Source organism: Kocuria sp. SL71, assembly GCF_026672465.1.
In the GTDB taxonomy this organism is placed as follows: Bacteria; Actinomycetota; Actinomycetes; order Actinomycetales; family Micrococcaceae; genus Kocuria; species Kocuria palustris.
In genome coordinates this window covers 797,171-813,568 of sequence record NZ_JAPPRE010000001.1, presented here as the reverse complement: position 1 = coordinate 813,568, position 16,398 = coordinate 797,171, and the positions used below count along the sequence as shown (strand labels likewise).

Genomic DNA, 16,398 nt, shown 5'->3' with positions numbered 1-16,398 from the left:
CGCCGTTCGCCCATGATCCGACCAGGATCGAGGTCGGCGCGCTCGCGCAACTGTATGCACATTCGTTGGAATGGTCATAGCGGAGGTGGTAGCGGACCTGGGCCGATACCCCGGTGGATCGGGTTCCGCGACTGGCAGCCGGGGCGGTCTAGGCGGCGGAGAGCTCGGGGGACAGCTCGGCCTGAGCAGCGCTGACGGTCCCCTGCAGGGCCTGGGGCTCGGGTCCGGCAGCGAGGATACCGCGCGAGGAGTTCACGAGCACCCGTCCTCTGACCTGGGCGAACATGGCACCGAGATCCTGAGCGGTCGCGCCCTGGGCGCCGTAGCCCGGAGCCAGGACCAGGCCGTCGAGGCCGGCCAGGTCCACTCCGACCTGCGCGATCGCCTCTCCGGTGGTCGCTCCGACGACGAGTCCGTGGGGCCCCGTAACGAAGCGGTCATAATGCGAGTCCTCACCCGGCATGACCTGCACCGACGCTGAGAGAGCCCCGGAATTGCGCTGGGAGACGGCCTCCGCGACGGCGGCTGCCACTGACTCCGGAGCCCCTCGGTGCTGCACCGAAGCGCCCTCGGGATTGGAGGTCAGGGCCAGCACGAAGGTGCCGCGACCCGTTGCCTCGGCCAGCTCGAAGGCCGGCTCGAGGGCCCCGGCGCCCAGGTACGGGCTCAGCGTCACGGCATCGGCGCGAAGCGCGGACTCCTCGGCCAGCCAGGTGCGGGCATAGGCCTGCATGGTGGAGCCGATGTCCCCGCGCTTGGCGTCGGCGATGGAGAGGATCCCGGCCTGACGGCAGGCCTCCAGGGTCTGCTCCAGGACGCCTATCCCGGAGGAGCCGTAGGCCTCGTACCAGGCCACCTGCGGCTTGATCGCGGCCACCCGGCCCTCGAGGGCCTCCACGACGCCCATGGAGAAGCGCAGCAGCCCCGCCGGGGTCTGGGGCAGCCCCCAGGCCTCCAGCAGCGAGGGATGGGCGTCGATCCCGACGCACAGCGGACCGTGCTCGGCGATCGCCGCCGCCGCGCGGGTGCCGAAGCTGGGTGCCGCCGGCTCAGCCACGGGCGGGCTCCGCCGACTCGCGGGCGGCGGCCACAGACTCGCGCAGCCGCTGCTCGTGGACCTGCAGCGGCGTGACGTCCCAGGTGTGCTCGCGCAGCGCCGTCACGGCCTGCACCACGGCACCCAGCTGGGCCACGGTGGTCACGATCGGCATGCCGACCGAAGTAGCCGCGGCTCGGATCTCGTAGCCGTCGCCGCGGGAGTCCCCGCCGCTGGAGGGCGTGTTGAAGACCAGGTCGATCTCGCCCGCCTCGATCAGGTCCACGACGGTGCGCTCCGTCGAATCGCGATCGGAGATCTTGGCGACCACCGTCGAGTCGATCCCGTTGCGGCGAAGCACCTTGGCGGTGCCGCCGGTGGTCACGATCTCGAAGCCGAGGTCGCGGAACATGCGCACATAGGCCACCGCGGCGCGCTTGTCCTTGTTCGCGACCGAGACGAAGACCCGGCCCTGCGTGGGCAGCGCCACCCCCGCGCCGGCCTGGGCCTTGGCGAAGGCGGTGTCGTAGTGCTCGTCGATGCCCATGACCTCGCCGGTCGAGCGCATCTCGGGGCCCAGCAGGGAGTCCACGGCACGGCCCTCGGCGGTGCGGAAGCGGGCGAACGGGAGCACGGCCTCCTTCACGGCCACCGCGGCGTCGTCCGGCAGGTGCGAGCCGTCGCCGTCGGGCAGCAGCGTCCCGTCGGCGCGCAGCTGCCGGATGGAGACTCCGGTGCCGATCAGCGCCGCAGCCTTGGCCAGCTGCACGCCGGTGGCCTTGGAGACGAACGGCACGGTGCGCGAGGCGCGCGGGTTGGCCTCGATGACGTAGAGGATGTCCGCGGCCAGGGCGAACTGGATGTTGATCAGCCCGCGCACCCCCACACCGGCGGCGATCGCCCCGGTGGCCTGGCGCACGCGCTCGAGCACGTCCGGGCCCAGGGTGACCGGCGGAAGGGTGCACGCCGAGTCGCCGGAGTGGATGCCGGCCTCCTCGAGGTGCTCCATGATCCCGCCGACGTACAGGCTCTGTCCGTCGTAGAGGGCGTCGACGTCGATCTCGATCGCGTCCTCGAGGAACTTGTCGATCAGCGCCGGGCGCTGCGGCGAGACCTCGGTCGCGTTCTCCAGGTAGGTGCGCAGCTGGTCATCGCCGTAGACGATCTCCATGCCGCGCCCGCCCAGCACGTACGACGGGCGCACGAGCACCGGGTAGCCGATCTCGGCCGCGATCGTGCGGGCGTCCTCGAAGGTCGAGGCCGTGCCGTTGCGCGGCTGAAGCAGCCCGGCATCATGGAGCACGCGGGCGAAGGCGCCGCGGTCCTCGGCCAGGTCGATGGCCTCCGGCGTGGTGCCCAGGATCGGGACCCCGGCGGCCTTGAGCTGCTCGGCCAGCTTCAGCGGGGTCTGACCGCCCAGCTGCACGAACACGCCCAGCAGCCCGCCGGTGGCCCGCTCCGCGGCGATGACCTCCATGACGTCCTCGAAGGTCAGCGGCTCGAAGTACAGGCGCGTGGAGATGTCGTAGTCGGTCGAGACCGTCTCCGGGTTGCAGTTGAGCATCACGGTCTCGTAGCCGGCCGCGCCCAGGGCCATCGAGGCGTGCACGCACGAGTAGTCGAACTCGATGCCCTGCCCGATGCGGTTGGGCCCGGAGCCCAGGATCAGCACGGAGTTCGCCGAGTGCTCCCCGACCTCCGTCTCCTCGTCGTAGGACGAGTAGTGGTACGGGGTGTAGGCCTCGAACTCGGCCGCGCAGGTGTCCACGGTCTTGAACACCGGGCGCACGCCCAGGGCGTGGCGCACCCCGCGCACCACGTCCTCCGAGACCAGGGCCAGCCGGCCGATCTGCTCGTCGGAGAAGCCGTGGCGCTTGGCCAGGCGCAGCGTGTCCTCGCTGAGGTCCGGATCGGCGCGCACCGTCTCGGCGACCTCGTTGAGCAGGCTGATCTGGTCCAGGTACCAGGGGTCGATCCCGGTGGCCTCGTGGACCTGGTCGATGCTCGCGCCGTTGAGCAGCGCCTGCTGCACCGCGTGGATGCGCTCGGTGGTCGAGGCGCGGGTGGCATCGATCAGGCGCTGGATCCCGTGCGGGCCCATCTCGACCTCGGGGCGGGCGAAGTCGAAGCTCGAGCCCTTCTGCTCGAGCGAGCGCATGGCCTTCTGCAGCGCCTCGGTGAAGCTGCGCCCGATGGCCATGGCCTCGCCGACCGACTTCATGGTGGTCGTCAGCGTGGGATCGGCGGCCGGGAACTTCTCGAAGGCGAAGCGCGGGCACTTCACCACGACGTAGTCGAGCGTGGGCTCGAACGACGCCGGGGTCTTCTTGGTGATGTCGTTGGGGATCTCATCGAGGGTGTAGCCCAGCGAGAGCTTGGTCGCGATCTTGGCGATCGGAAAGCCGGTCGCCTTGGAGGCCAGAGCCGAGGAGCGCGAGACGCGGGGGTTCATCTCGATGACGACCACGCGTCCGGTCTCCGGCTCGACCGCGAACTGGATGTTGCAGCCGCCGGTGTCCACGCCGACCTCGCGGATCACGGCGATCGAGATGTCGCGCAGGTTCTGGTACTCCCGGTCGGTCAGCGTCAGCGCCGGGGCCACCGTGATCGAGTCGCCGGTGTGCACGCCCACGGGGTCGAAGTTCTCGATCGAGCAGACCACCACGACGTTGTCGTTGCGGTCGCGCATCATCTCGAGCTCGTACTCCTTCCAGCCCAGGATCGACTCCTCGAGCAGGACCTCGGATGTCGGGCTGTACTGGATGCCGGCGCCGGCGATGCGGCGCAGGTCGGCCTCGTCGTAGGCCAGGCCCGAGCCCAGGCCGCCCATGGTGAACGACGGGCGCACGACCATCGGGTAGCCGAGCTCCTCGGCGGCGGCCAGGGCCTCATCCATCGAGTGGACGATGATCGAGCGGGCGGACTCGGCGCCGCAGCGCTCCACGACGCCCTTGAAGGCCTCGCGGTCCTCGCCCAGGTTGATCGCCGCGATATTCGCGCCGATCAGCTCGACGTCGTACTTCTCGAGCACGCCGTTGGCATCCAGGGCGATCGCGGTGTTCAGCGCGGTCTGCCCGCCGAGGGTGGGCAGGATCGCGTCGGGGCGCTCCTGGGCGATGATCTTCTCGACCACCTCGGGGGTGATCGGTTCGACGTAGGTGGCGTCGGCGAACTCCGGGTCCGTCATGATCGTGGCCGGGTTCGAGTTCACGAGGATGACCCGCAGGCCCTCCTCCTTGAGAACCCGCAGGGCCTGGGTCCCCGAGTAGTCGAACTCGGCTGCCTGACCGATCACGATCGGGCCGGAGCCGATGACCAGGACGCTGTTGAGATCGTTCCTGCGCGGCATCAGTTCTTGGCCTCCTGGCTGGCGGTGCTCTGGGTGGTCTCTGCGACGACGGCCTCAGCCTGCGCGCCGCCGGTGAAGGGCTCGCGGGTGCGCAGCATGTCGACGAAGCGGTCGAAGAGGTAGGCGGCGTCGTGCGGACCGGCCGCCGCCTCGGGGTGGTACTGGACGGAGAACGCGGGGATGTCCAGGCAGTTCAGGCCCTCGACCACCTGGTCGTTGAGCCCGATGTGGCTGACCTCCACGCGCCCGAAGCCGCCGGTCGGGGCCTCGACGGGCCCGTCGAGCGGGGCGTCGACGGCGAAGCCGTGGTTCTGCGCGGTGATCTCCACCTTGCCTGTGCGGCGGTCCAGCACGGGCTGGTTGATGCCGCGGTGGCCGAAGGGCAGCTTGTAGGTCCCGAAGCCCAGGGCCCGGCCCAGCAGCTGGTTGCCGAAGCAGATCCCGAAGAACGGGGTGCCCGAGCGCAGGACGTCGCGCAGGACCTCGATCTGGGCCTCGGCGGTCTCCGGGTCGCCGGGGCCGTTGGAGATGAACACGCCGTCAGCGCCCAGCTCGCGGATCTGCTCGACAGTGGTGGTTGCCGGCAGCACGTGCACGCGCAGCCCGCGCTCGGCCATGCGCCGCGGGGTCATGGACTTGATGCCGAGGTCGATCGCGGCGACGTCGCCGATGACCTCGCCGTCCCAGCCGTGCTCGGACGGCTCGATCGTGTGGGCCTGCTCGGTCGTCACGGTCTCGGCCAGGCGCTGCCCGGCCATCGAGGGCTGCTCGCGGACCTCCGCCAGCAGCTCGTCGACGGTGCGCGAGCCCAGGGCCTCGCCCGAGAAGATCCCGGCGCGCATGGACCCGGCGCTGCGCAGGTGGCGGGTCACCGCGCGGGTGTCGATGTCGCGGATGCTGACGATGCCCTGCTCGGCCAGCAGCTCGTCCAGGGTCTTCTCATTGCGCCAGTTCGAGGCCACACGGGCGGCGTCGCGCGCGGCGTAGCCGGCGACCCACACGCGGCGGGACTCGTCGTCCTGCGCGTTCGTGCCCGTGTTGCCCACGTGCGGAGCGGTCATGACCACGATCTGGCCCGCGTACGACGGGTCGGTCAGGGTCTCCTGGTAGCCGGTCATCCCGGTCGAGAACACAGCCTCGCCGAGGGTGCGGCCTTCAGCGCCCCAGGCGCTGCCGCGGAAGGTGCGCCCGTCCTCCAGGACGAGAATCGCAGGGGTGAGGGGGTGTGCGGTCACGGAGCAGTCTCCTGGTTCTGCGATGCGGAAGCGGCGCCCTCGTGGGGCGTCTCGGAAGTCTGTGCGGTGCCGTAGGCGGCCAGCGCCTCGAGCAGCCGGGGGCGATCCTGGGAGCCCTGCGGCCGGAAGCCGGTGTCCACCGGCTCGCCCGCGAAGTCCCAGGTCACCATGACGAGCCCGCCGGGCTCGACGAACTTGCCGACCATGCCGGAGCCGGTGCCGTAGTCGGTGACGCGCTCGGCGGCGATCCACACGGGCTCGGCGCCCGTCCGGTCGATGAGCAGGCCGTCCTCGTAGAGGAAGACCCGGGCCCGGGTGCGCACGCCCAGGCCGTGGCCGACCAGGCGGTCCATGGTGTTGCCGTGGCGGGTCGTGGCCACGTACATGCCGTCCACGTGCCCGAGCGGGTCGCGCTGCTCGATGTCCGAGGGCAGCTCAGGCAGCGGCGCACGGGATTCGTCGCGGTTGCGGCGACGGCGCCAGGCCAGCGCAGCCGGCACCAGGACCACGAGCACGACGGCGATGCCCCACAGGGCGGTCTGCAGCCTGACATCCATGCCGCTCACCGCCCCTGGTACGGGCCGCCGACGCTGCGGGCGGCGTCGGGATGGGGGCTGGAGAGCTCGCCGTCGAGCACGACGGGGTGCCCGCGCAGCAGGGTCGCGCGGACCGAACCGGGCAGGGTCAGGCCGCGGTAGGGGCTGTTGCGCCCCTTGCTGGCGTGGGCCTCGGGATCCACGACGGTCTCGGCGGCCGGGTCGAAGAGCACGATGTTGGCGGGCTCCCCCTCGGCCAGCGGTCGGCCCTGCTCCCCCAGTCCGCCGATGCGCGCCGGGGTCTCGGAGAGCACCCGGGCCACGTCCGCCCAGGTGAGCAGGCCGGTGTCCACGAGGGTGTGCTGAGCGATCGACAGCGCGGTCTCCAGCCCGGTCATGCCGTGGGCCGCACCGGACCACTCGCACTCCTTGTCCTGGCGCGGGTGCGGTGCGTGATCGGTGCCGATGACGTCGATCGTGCCGTCGGCGACCGCCTGGCGCACGGCCTGGACGTCCTCCTCGGTGCGCAGCGGCGGGTTGACCTTGTAGACGGGGTCGAAGGTGCGCACGAGCTCGTCGGTGAGCAGCAGGTGGTGCGGGGTGACCTCGGCCGTGACGTCGATCCCGCGCTCCTTGGCCCAGCGCACGAGCTCGACCGATCCCTTGGTGGACAGGTGGCAGATGTGCAGGCGCGAGCCCACGTGCTGCGCGAGCAGGACGTCGCGGGCGATGATCGCCTCCTCGGCGACCGCCGGCCAGCCGCCGAGGCCGAGGTCCGCCGAGACGGAGCCCTCGTTCATCTGGGCGCCCTCGGTCAGACGCGGGTCCTGCGCGTGCTGGGCGACGACGCCGTCGAAGGTCTTGACGTACTCGAGAGCCCGGCGCATCAGCAGCGGGTCGTGGACGCACTTGCCGTCATCCGAGAAGACGCGCACGGCGGCCCGCGACTCGGCCATGGCGCCGATCTCGGAGAGCTGCTCGCCGGCCAGTCCGACGGTCACGGCGCCGATGGGCTGGACCTGCGCCCAGCCGGCATCGCGGCCCAGGCCCCAGACCTGCTCGACCACGCCGGCGGTGTCGGCCACCGGGTCGGAGTTGGCCATGGCGAAGACTGCGGTGAAGCCGCCGCGGGCGGCTGCGCGCGTGCCGGTCTCCACGGTCTCGGCGTCCTCGCGTCCGGGCTCGCGCAGGTGGGTGTGGATGTCGACCAGTCCGGGCAGCGCGATCAGGCCCTGGGCCTCGATCACCCGCGCCTCGGAGTCCTCGAGACCCTCGCCGATGCGCTCGATGTGGCCGCCGGCCACGAGCAGGTCGGCCGTGCGCTCGCCCAGCAGGCTCGCGCCGCGGATCAGCCAGCGCTGCGCGCCTGTCGCGGACGGTTCGTTGGCGGGGCTCATCGGGTCTCCTCAGGGCTGAAGGGATCGGCGCCGGCGGTCTCGTCCTCGCCGGTCAGCAGCAGGTACAGGCAGGCCATGCGCACGGAGACGCCGTTGGCGACCTGGCGCAGCACGGTCGAGCGCGGCGAGTCGGCGGCCTCGGATGAGATCTCCAGGCCGCGGTTCATGGGGCCGGGGTGCATGATCGCCGTCTCCAGCCCGGCGGCATCCAGCAGCTGCAGGCGCTCGTGGGTCAGGCCCCAGGTCCGGGCGTACTCGGCCTCGGACGGGAAGAACGCCGCGTGCATGCGCTCGCGCTGGACGCGCAGCATCATCACGGCATCCGGGCCCTCGGCCAGGGCTTCGTCCAGGTCGAAGCGCACCTCGACCGGCCAGTGCTGCACGCCCACGGGCACCAGCGTGGGCGGGGCCACCAGGGTCACCCGGGCGCCGAGCGTGGACAGCAGCCACATGTTGGAGCGGACCACGCGCGAGTGCAGGACATCGCCCACGATCACCACGTGCATGCCGGCGAGGTCGGTGCCCGTGGGGTCCACCCCGGCCAGGCGGGCGCGGTGCTGGCGCAGGGTCATGGCATCGAGCAGCGCCTGGGTGGGGTGCTCGTGCTTGCCGTCTCCGGCGTTGAGCACGGCGGCGTCGATCCACCCGGAGGTCGCCAGCTGCTGCGGGGCGCCCGAGGCGCCGTGGCGGATCACCACGGCGTCGGCGTTCATGGCCATCAGGGTCTGGGCGGTGTCCTTGAGGGACTCACCCTTGGAGACCGAGGAGCCCTTGGGCGAGAAGTTCAAGACGTCGGCCGACAGGCGCTTGGCGGCGGTCTCGAAGGAGATGCGGGTGCGCGTGGAGTCCTCGAAGAACAGGTTCACGACGGTGCGGCCGCGCAGCGCCGGCAGCTTGCGCACGGACTGCTGCCCCAGCTCCCCCATCCGCTCGGCGGTGTCGAGGATCTGCAGGGCCTCGGCGCGGGTCATCTCCCGCGTGCTCAGCAGGTGCTTCATCCCTCGATCACCACCTGGTCGGTCTCCTGAGCGCTCGCCTCGGCGCTTCCGTCGATCTCGGACAGCCGCACTCGGACCCGCTCCTGGGAGGAGGTGGGGAGGTTCTTGCCGACGAAGTCGGCGCGGATCGGCAGCTGGCGGTGGCCGCGGTCGACCAGCACGGCCAGCCGCACGATCTCGGGGCGTCCCAGCTCCGTAAGGGCGTCCAGGGCCGCACGGATGGTGCGACCGGAGTAGAGGACGTCGTCCACCAGGACCACGGTGCGGCCGTCGATGCCGGCCTCGGGCAAGCGGGTGGGCCAGGGGACGCGCGAGCCGGAGGTGCGCAGGTCGTCGCGGTACATGGTGACGTCGAGCTGGCCGAGGGAGGTCTGCGGATCGAAGTCGTCGAACTGGGCGAGCTTGGCCGCCAGTCGCTGCGCCAGCGGATAGCCGCGGCGCGGGATGCCCATGAGCACGAGGCTCTCAGCGCCCCGGTTGGACTCCAGGATCTCGTGGGCGATGCGCGTCAGCGCCCTGTCGATGTCGGCCGGAGCCAGGATCCGCCGTGCGCTCGACGCGCCGCCGTCCTGCTCGCGGCCCGAGCTGTGCGTCGCCGTCTCGCGGAGGTTCTCCTCTGCCACGGTGCGCCTCCTTCCCCGCCTCTCCGGACGGACTTAAAGGGTGCTGTGCCGACGGCAACCCTAGCACCGGGGACCCTGTCCCCCGGACGGGCTCTGCCGCTCGTGCGGCCATCGGCCAGGGGCCCGGACATGCGCGCGCACCGGTGCGGGGCACCGGTGCGCGTGTGCATGTCGGCCTGGACCCGGCCTCAGGAGGCGTCGGTGCGCCCTGCGGAGCCTTCCTGCTGCTCGTCGGAGCCGGGCGCCAGGACCTGCGCGCCCTCCAGCTCGGCCTCGTCGAAATCGGGCAGGGCCACACCCTGCTCCTGCTCGGCGGACTCGGCCAGGACCTGCGCCACCGTGGGCTGGTCCGCTGCCTCGGGATCCGCCTGCTGGGCGGCCAGCAGAGTGGGCTTGATCTTCTGCAGGCGCCCGAGCAGGCCGTTGACGAAGTTCGGGGAGTCGTCGGTCGACAGCTCGCGGGCCAGCCCCACGGCCTCGGCCACGGCGACGGCGTCCGGGACGTCGTCGTTGTAGAGCAGCTCCCAGGCCCCCACGCGCAGCAGCGTGCGGTCCACGGCGGGCATCCGCTCCAGCGTCCAGCCGCGAGACCAGGTCTGCACGGCCTCGTCGATCTCCTGGCGGCGCAGCAGCACCCCGCGGATGATCTCCTCCGTGTAGGCGCCGAGCTGCTTGTCGTCGTGGGCGCGGCGCCGGCTCATGACCTCGAGCGCGGGCTCGTCGCGCTGCTCGGCCTCGAAGAGGACCTCGACAGCCCTGGTGCGGGCCCTTCCGCGTGCGCTCATTCGGAGACGCGGCCGAGGTAGTCGCCCGTGCGGGTGTCGACCTTGACGCGCGTGCCCTCCTCGACGAACAGCGGGACCTGGATCTGGTAGCCGGTCTCGACGGTGGCGGGCTTGGTGCCGCCGGTCGAGCGGTCGCCCTGCAGACCAGGGGCCGACTCGGTGATCTCGAGCACGACCGACGGGGGCAGCTCGATGTACAGCGGGGTGCCCTCGTTGAACGCGATGGTGGCGTTGGAGGCCTCGAGCATGAAGTTCTCGGCATCTCCCACCACGGCGGCCGGGATGGTCACCTGGTCGAAGGTGTCGTTGTCCATGAAGACGAAGTCCTCGCCGTCCTTGTACAGGTACTGGTACTCGGAGCGGTCGACCGTGGCGGTCTCAACCTTGGCGCCGGCGTTGAAGGTCTTGTCGACGACCTTGCCGGAGGTGATGTTGCGCATCTTGGTGCGCACGAAGGCGCCGCCCTTGCCCGGCTTGACGTGCTGGAACTCGATGACGCTCCAGAGATTGCCGTCGATCTTCAGGACGGTGCCGTTCTTGATGTCGTTCGAGGTGGCCATGCTCTCTCTCTCGTCGCCGGGGCGTCCGAAAAGCGCGGACGGGTGCGGATCGCAGGACACTCTAGCAAGGCGGGCGCCGCCGCGATCCCGGGGGCGGCGCCTGTCGGGGGCCTCAGACCGCGACCTCCTGGTACACCGCGTAGAGGATCGACGGGTCGGGCACCTCCATGATGCGGGGACGGGCGATGCCGTCCAGCACCACGAAGCGCAGCAGGCCGCCGCGGGTCTTCTTGTCCCGCTTCATGACCTCCAGCAGCTTGGGCCACTGGTCGAAGCGGTAGGCGACCGGCAGCCCCAGGGACTCCAGGATGCTGCGGTGGCGCTCCACGACCTCGTCCGAGAGCGTGCCGTTGGTGCGGCCCAGCTCAGCGGCGAACATCATGCCGACCGAGACGGCGGCGCCGTGGCGCCACTGGTAGCGCTCGTTCTGCTCGATCGCATGCCCCAGGGTGTGGCCGTAGTTGAGCATCTCGCGCTCCCCCGCCTCCCGCAGGTCCCCGGAGACGACGCCCGCCTTGACCCGGATGGTGCGCTCCACGAGCTCGCGCAGCACGGGTGAGGCCGGGTCGGTGGCCTCCTCCAGCTGCTGCTCGATCAGCTCGAGGATCCGCTCATCGGCGATGAACCCGCACTTGACCGTCTCGGCCATGCCCGTGAGCAGCTCGTTGCGCGGCAGGGTGGACAGCACGTCGAGGTCGCACAGCACGCCGGCCGGCGGATGGAACGAGCCCACGAGGTTCTTGCCCTCGGAGGTGTTGATCCCGGTCTTGCCGCCCACCGCGGCATCGACCATGCCCAGGAAGGTCGTGGGCACGTGCACCACGCGGATGCCGCGCAGCCAGGTCGCGGCCACGAAGCCGGCCAGATCGCTCACCGCTCCGCCCCCGACCGAGACGATGGCGTCGGTGCGGGTGAAGTCGGCCTGGCCCAGAGCCTGCCAGCAGAAGCCCGCGACCTCCAGGCGCTTGCCCTCCTCGGCATCCGGGATCACGGCCTGGAAGGCCTGGTAGCCCTCCCCCTGCAGCTGCTCGACGACCACCTGGCCGTTGGCCTCGAGGGCCTGCGGGTGGATGACGAGCACCTTCTGGACTCGGCTGCCCAGGATCTCGGCCAGGTGGCCCATCAGGCCTCTGCCCACGAGGACCTCGTACTCGTCCTCGGGGCGCGAGCCGGTCACGGGGATGCGTGTGGTGGTCATGGCTCTCCTTCGCTGTGCACTCCGCGCGACGAGGCGCGTCACGAGCGGTTCGTGCGGTGGTCTGTCTCGATGGTCTCAGCCGGCGGCCTGGCGGCGCAGGGCCTGGATCTCCTCGTGCAGTTCCTCGGCGATCCTGGAGATCGGGCGGTTGCCGCTGGCGTCCAGGCGGATGTCCGCCAGGGCCTCGTAGGTGTCCCGGCGCTGCGTCATCAGATCGCGCCAGCGCTGCACGGGGTCTCCCTTGAGCATGGGGCGGTTGCCCGCCCGACGCAGCCGGCGGCGCACGGAGCGCTCGTCGATCTCCAGGTAGGCGACCATCTGGTGCTGCAGCAGGGCCTCGACCGAGGCCGTCATGGGAGCGCCGCCGCCCAGCGAGAGGATCGAGTCGTCCAGCGACTCGTCCTCCAGCAGCTCGGCGATGGTCTCCGCCTCGATCCTGCGGAACTCGTCCTCGCCCCGGGCCTCGAACAGCTGCGGGATCTGCCCGTGGCGCTGCACGATCAGCGAGTCCGAGTCGGCGTAGCCGTAGCCGTAGCGCCGGGCCATGTACTTGGCCAGGTGCGATTTGCCCGCGGCCATGGGCCCGATCAGCACGATCGGGCCCTGGGAGGGCCCCAGATCCGCCTGCGGATCCGGGGCCGCGGGAGGACGACGTCGGCTCACGCGTTGCGCTCCGGCGCAGGCCCCTCCGTGCCCTCGAACGCGCCGAGCTCGCCGCTCGAGCGCAGCGCCTCCGGGATCGCGGCCAGGTAGGCGTCCTTGTTGCGCACGGTCTCGGCGATCGAGTCGCCGCCGAACTTCTCGAGCGCGGCCTCCGCGAGCACGAGCGCGACCATGGCCTCGGCCACCACGCCGGCGGCCGGCACGGCGCAGACGTCCGAGCGCTGGTGGTGGGCCCGGGAGGCATCGCGCGTGGCGATGTCCACGGTGCGCAGCGCCTTGGGGACGGTCGCGATGGGCTTCATGGCAGCCCGAACGCGCAGAACGTCTCCGATGGACATGCCGCCCTCGATGCCGCCCGCGCGGTTGGAGACGCGGTGCACGCGGCCGTCATCGCCGATCATGATCTCGTCGTGGGCCTGCGTGCCAGGACGCGCGGCGGTGAGGAAGCCGTCGCCGACCTCCACGCCCTTGATCGCCTGGATGCCCATCAGCGCACCGGCCAGGCGCGAGTCCAGGCGGCGGTCCCAGTGCACGTAGGAGCCCAGTCCCGGAGCCAGTCCGTAGGCCAGGACCTCGACGACGCCGCCGAGGGTCTCGCCGTCCTTGTGCGCGGCGTCGACTGCTTCGACCATCTTCGCCGAGGTCTCGGCGTCGTGGCAGCGCAGCGGATCGGCGTCCAGGGCCTCGACGTCGCCGGGCACCGGGCGCGCCGCGTCGATCGGGGATTCGACGCCGCCCACAGCGGTCGTGTGCGAGACCAGGCCGACCCCCAGGGCCTCGAGGATCGCAGCGGCCACGGCGCCCAGGGCCACGCGCGTGGCGGTCTCCCGGGCAGAGGCGCGCTCGAGCACCGGACGGGCCTCGTCGTGGCCGTACTTCTGCATGCCGGTGAAGTCGGCGTGGCCGGGACGCGGGCGGGTGAGCGCGGCATTGCGGGCGCGGCCCTCGAGCAGCGCAGGGTCCACGGGATCGGCGGACATGACCGTCTCCCACTTGGGCCACTCGGTGTTGGCGATCTCGATCGCCACCGGACCGCCCTGGGTCAGGCCGTGGCGCACGCCGCCCAGCAGCCGCACGCGGTCCTGCTCGAACTTCATGCGCGCGCCGCGGCCGTAGCCGAGGCGGCGTCGGGCCAGCGCGGCCTGGATGTCGGCCGAGGTCAGGCTGACCCCGGCGGGAACGCCCTCGATGATGCCCACGAGGGCCTCTCCGTGGGACTCACCAGCACTCAGCCAGCGCAGCATGTTCAGCCTCTCTTCGTCCTGGGCTCCTCGCGCGGTCGCGGGAGCATGTGGGTGATTCCTCTGCCTTCGTGCCGAGCGCAGCCCGTGCCCCGAAGGGGATCAGGAGCTGCGCAGGACCGCCTCGGCCAGCTCGGGCCGCCCGGCGGCGGTGCACAGGGCGCGGATCACCGCGTGCTCCTGGGGCAGGGTCTGATCGATCGAGCGACCGGTGAACAGCCGGATCTGATCCAGTGCCTGCAGCACGAGCATATCCAGCCCGGGGACCACCGTGCCCCCTGCCCGCTGCCAACCCCGCGCCAGCGCCGAGGGCCAGGGGTCGTAGGCGGCATCCAGCAGGGTTCCACCGGTGCTGCGCCCGGGCACCGAGGCCAGCTGCGCGGCCAAGTCATCGGCGCCGTGCGGCGGCAGGGTCGAGACCACCAGATCCGATCCGGCCAGATGCTCCGCCGCGGCATCCCAGTCCCGGATCCGCAGCGGCAGCCCGAGGCGCTCAGCGGCCTCGACCGCGCGCCCGGCGCGCTGCGGCGAGCGGACCCACAGCTCGATCTCCTCGGCACCCAGCTGCTGCAGGGCGGCCAGGGCCGCCGTGGCCGTCCCGCCGCCGCCGAGCACCGAGGCCCGCGCACCCTCCGGAACCGCGCCGGCCGCCCGCAGCGACGCAGCGATCCCGGCGACGTCCGAGTTGTGCCCCAGCAGGGAGCCGTCGGAGCGCGGGCGCAGCGTGTTGACCGTGCCGACGGCCGCCGCCTGATCGCTCAGCTCGTCGGCCAGCTCGGCGGCCTCCGACTTCAGGGGCATGGTCACCGACATCCCCTGCCAGGCCGGATCCTGACGCAGCAGCGCGATCTGCCCGGTGAGCTCGCCTTCCTCGAGGTCGTAGGCCCGGTAGTCGATCGCCTCCCCCAGCACCCGGTAGGCGGCCTCGTGCAGCCGAGGCGACAGGGAGTGGCCGATCGGATGGCCGGCCACCCCCGCGTGGGCAGTGCTCACTGGCACTTGTCCTCGTTCTCGGAGCACCACTGCTGGTACTCGTCGACGTTCTCCGCGTGCTCCTCGAGCGTGGAGGCGAACTTCGTCTCGCCGGTGTCGAGGTTGACCGTGACCCAGTAGTAGTAGTCGTTCTCCGCCGGGTTGGCCGCCGCGTCGATGGCCTCGGTGCTCGGCGAGCCGATCGGGCCCACGGGCAGGCCCGGATTGGCGTACGTGTTGTACTCGTTCGACTTGTCCTTCTTCTCCTCCTCGGAGATGTGGACGGTCGTCTCGCCCAGGCCGTAGGCCACCGAGGCGTCCGACTGGATGAGCCCGCCGGTTCCGGCGTCCGGGTTGTCCAGGCGGTTGTAGATCGCTCCCGCGACGTCGTCGTAGATGTCCGGCACGCCCTCGAACTCGACGATCGAGGCCACGGTGAGGATCTCGAACTCGTCCTCCTCGGCCACGCCTGCGTCCTCGAGCGCGCTGTTCGTGGAGTCGACCATCTCCTGGAGGATCTCCTCCGGGGTGGCATCCAGCGGGAAGCGGTACTCGCCCGGGTGCAGGTAGCCCTCGATCGTGGGGAACTCATCCGAGATGCCGTACTGCGTGGGATCCTCGGCTGCGTCCTCGAAGTCCTGCACCGAGTGCCCGGTGGACTCGGAGAGGATCAGGAACGTCTCGTCCATGCGGACCGTGCGCGGGACGGCGGCGTAGTCGGTCGCCTCCTCCTCCTGCATCAGCCTCGAGACGGCGGCATCCGAGCTCATCTGGCGATTGAGCTCGTACTCCCCCGGCTGCACGAAGTCGCCCGCATGGCCCTCGTTGAACACCTCCATGAAGCGCTCGCCGTCGGCGACGATGTCCTCCTCCTCGAGCGCGACGGCGACCTGGTCGACGGTCGCGCCCTCCTGGACGGTGAAGGTCACCGGGTCATCGCCCTCGCCGCGGTAGTCGTGGCGCTCGAACCATCCGAAGGTGGTGCCCAGCACGGTCACGGTCAGCACCACGGCCACCGTGAACAAGGCGATGGCCCCGATCAGGGACATGTTGTGCTTCTTGGTCAGGCGGCGCAGCTCGTCGGGCGAGCGGTTCTCGGCCTCGAAGGCACCCGAGATCTCGCGCGATTCGCGCCGCGGCCCCCCGCTGGTGCCGGCCGAGTCCTCGGTGTGCGCGTCAGTGCGCGGGTCCTGGTCGCTCACGACAGGTCTCCCTCCGGATGGGCGGTCGTCTCCGCGGAGGCGACCGTGGTCTGGTGTGCTCCGGAGCCGGCGTCGGCTCCGTCAGCGGGGGGAACCTCCACTCCGGCCAGCCCGCCGGAACGATGGATCATGGACAGTGCGGCCTCGAGGATGGTGACCGCCGCCTGGCGGTCCACCTTGTCCCGATGCTCGCGTCGGGACACGCCCGCTTGGAGCAGGGCGCGATGGGATTCGGTGGAGCTCCAGCGCTCGTCGAGCATGCGCACGGGCACCGACCAGCCTTTGGCCGCCAGGCGCCGCTGCAGCCCCTGGGCCCAGACGATCGCCGCGCGCGTGGAGTCGGTGTGCCTGCCGGACATGGCCAGCGGCAGCCCGACGACGACCTCGACGACCTCGTGCTCGTGGACCAGGTTGGCCGCGAGCTTGATGTCGAAGCCCTTGCGGCGGTCCCGCTCGAGCGTGGTCAGCGGGGTGGCCAGGATGCTCTCGGGGTCGGACAGGGCCACGCCCACGCGCACGGTGCCGACGTCGACGCCCAGGCGCCGACCCGGCCGGATGGCCGTCGGCGCCTGCGCGCTGAGCTGTTCGGAGGACACGGCCAAG

At 71.4% G+C, this 16,398-nt stretch carries 14 protein-coding genes and 1 pseudogene; all 15 read right to left on the bottom strand.

What is annotated here, in order from left to right:
• Positions 1 to 148 precede the first annotated feature (148 nt).
• The 15 genes and pseudogenes from pyrF to ruvX all read right to left on the bottom strand — a co-directional run bounded on the left by pyrF (position 149) and on the right by ruvX (position 16,391).
• Positions 149 to 1,057 carry an orotidine-5'-phosphate decarboxylase gene (gene pyrF / locus OVA15_RS03780; RefSeq protein WP_268143176.1) on the bottom strand — a complete coding sequence of 303 codons (909 nt, stop codon included), beginning with the start codon at positions 1,055 to 1,057 and terminating at the stop codon, positions 149 to 151.
• Positions 1,050 to 4,385: a carbamoyl-phosphate synthase large subunit gene (gene carB / locus OVA15_RS03775; RefSeq protein ID WP_268143174.1), complete on the bottom strand. Its 3,336-nt coding sequence runs from the start codon at positions 4,383 to 4,385 to the stop codon at positions 1,050 to 1,052. Before carB ends, pyrF begins: the two co-directional genes overlap by 8 nt.
• Positions 4,385 to 5,620: a glutamine-hydrolyzing carbamoyl-phosphate synthase small subunit gene (gene carA / locus OVA15_RS03770; protein ID WP_268143172.1), complete on the bottom strand. Its 1,236-nt coding sequence runs from the start codon at positions 5,618 to 5,620 to the stop codon at positions 4,385 to 4,387. The genes carB and carA overlap by 1 nt, the downstream gene beginning before the upstream one ends.
• Positions 5,617 to 6,177, bottom strand: a complete 561-nt coding sequence (locus tag OVA15_RS03765; RefSeq protein WP_024290524.1) for a PH-like domain-containing protein — start codon at positions 6,175 to 6,177, stop codon at positions 5,617 to 5,619. Before OVA15_RS03765 ends, carA begins: the two co-directional genes overlap by 4 nt.
• A 5-nt stretch (positions 6,178 to 6,182) precedes the next feature.
• The gene (locus tag OVA15_RS03760; protein WP_268143170.1) at positions 6,183 to 7,553 is read right to left on the bottom strand and encodes a dihydroorotase; all 1,371 of its coding nucleotides are present in this window, start codon (positions 7,551 to 7,553) and stop codon (positions 6,183 to 6,185) included.
• Positions 7,550 to 8,551: an aspartate carbamoyltransferase catalytic subunit gene (locus OVA15_RS03755; RefSeq protein ID WP_024290526.1), complete on the bottom strand. Its 1,002-nt coding sequence runs from the start codon at positions 8,549 to 8,551 to the stop codon at positions 7,550 to 7,552. The genes OVA15_RS03760 and OVA15_RS03755 overlap by 4 nt, the downstream gene beginning before the upstream one ends.
• Positions 8,548 to 9,174: a bifunctional pyr operon transcriptional regulator/uracil phosphoribosyltransferase PyrR gene (gene pyrR, locus OVA15_RS03750; RefSeq protein ID WP_006213277.1), complete on the bottom strand. Its 627-nt coding sequence runs from the start codon at positions 9,172 to 9,174 to the stop codon at positions 8,548 to 8,550. The genes OVA15_RS03755 and pyrR overlap by 4 nt, the downstream gene beginning before the upstream one ends.
• A gap of 377 nt (positions 9,175 to 9,551) precedes the next feature.
• A pseudogene (gene nusB, locus OVA15_RS03745) lies at positions 9,552 to 9,959 on the bottom strand (transcription antitermination factor NusB); the annotation flags it as partial.
• A complete protein-coding gene (gene efp / locus OVA15_RS03740) occupies positions 9,956 to 10,519 on the bottom strand; it encodes an elongation factor P (protein WP_006213279.1) in 564 nt (187 codons plus the stop codon). The pseudogene nusB and the gene efp, both read right to left, overlap by 4 nt.
• A gap of 112 nt (positions 10,520 to 10,631) precedes the next feature.
• Positions 10,632 to 11,717: a 3-dehydroquinate synthase gene (gene aroB, locus OVA15_RS03735; protein WP_006213280.1), complete on the bottom strand. Its 1,086-nt coding sequence runs from the start codon at positions 11,715 to 11,717 to the stop codon at positions 10,632 to 10,634.
• Between the two features lie 75 nt (positions 11,718 to 11,792).
• The gene (locus OVA15_RS03730) at positions 11,793 to 12,380 is read right to left on the bottom strand and encodes a shikimate kinase (protein ID WP_053447324.1); all 588 of its coding nucleotides are present in this window, start codon (positions 12,378 to 12,380) and stop codon (positions 11,793 to 11,795) included.
• The gene (aroC, locus tag OVA15_RS03725) at positions 12,377 to 13,624 is read right to left on the bottom strand and encodes a chorismate synthase (protein ID WP_137802368.1); all 1,248 of its coding nucleotides are present in this window, start codon (positions 13,622 to 13,624) and stop codon (positions 12,377 to 12,379) included. The genes OVA15_RS03730 and aroC overlap by 4 nt, the downstream gene beginning before the upstream one ends.
• Positions 13,625 to 13,723: 99 nt before the next feature.
• Positions 13,724 to 14,614 (bottom strand): shikimate dehydrogenase, encoded by an 891-nt coding sequence (locus tag OVA15_RS03720; RefSeq protein ID WP_024290530.1) that lies wholly within the window; start codon positions 14,612 to 14,614, stop codon positions 13,724 to 13,726.
• A complete protein-coding gene (gene mltG, locus OVA15_RS03715; protein ID WP_268143164.1) occupies positions 14,611 to 15,795 on the bottom strand; it encodes an endolytic transglycosylase MltG in 1,185 nt (394 codons plus the stop codon). Before mltG ends, OVA15_RS03720 begins: the two co-directional genes overlap by 4 nt.
• Positions 15,792 to 16,391 carry a Holliday junction resolvase RuvX gene (gene ruvX / locus OVA15_RS03710; protein ID WP_053447320.1) on the bottom strand — a complete coding sequence of 200 codons (600 nt, stop codon included), beginning with the start codon at positions 16,389 to 16,391 and terminating at the stop codon, positions 15,792 to 15,794. Before ruvX ends, mltG begins: the two co-directional genes overlap by 4 nt.
• Positions 16,392 to 16,398: the final 7 nt, after the last annotated feature.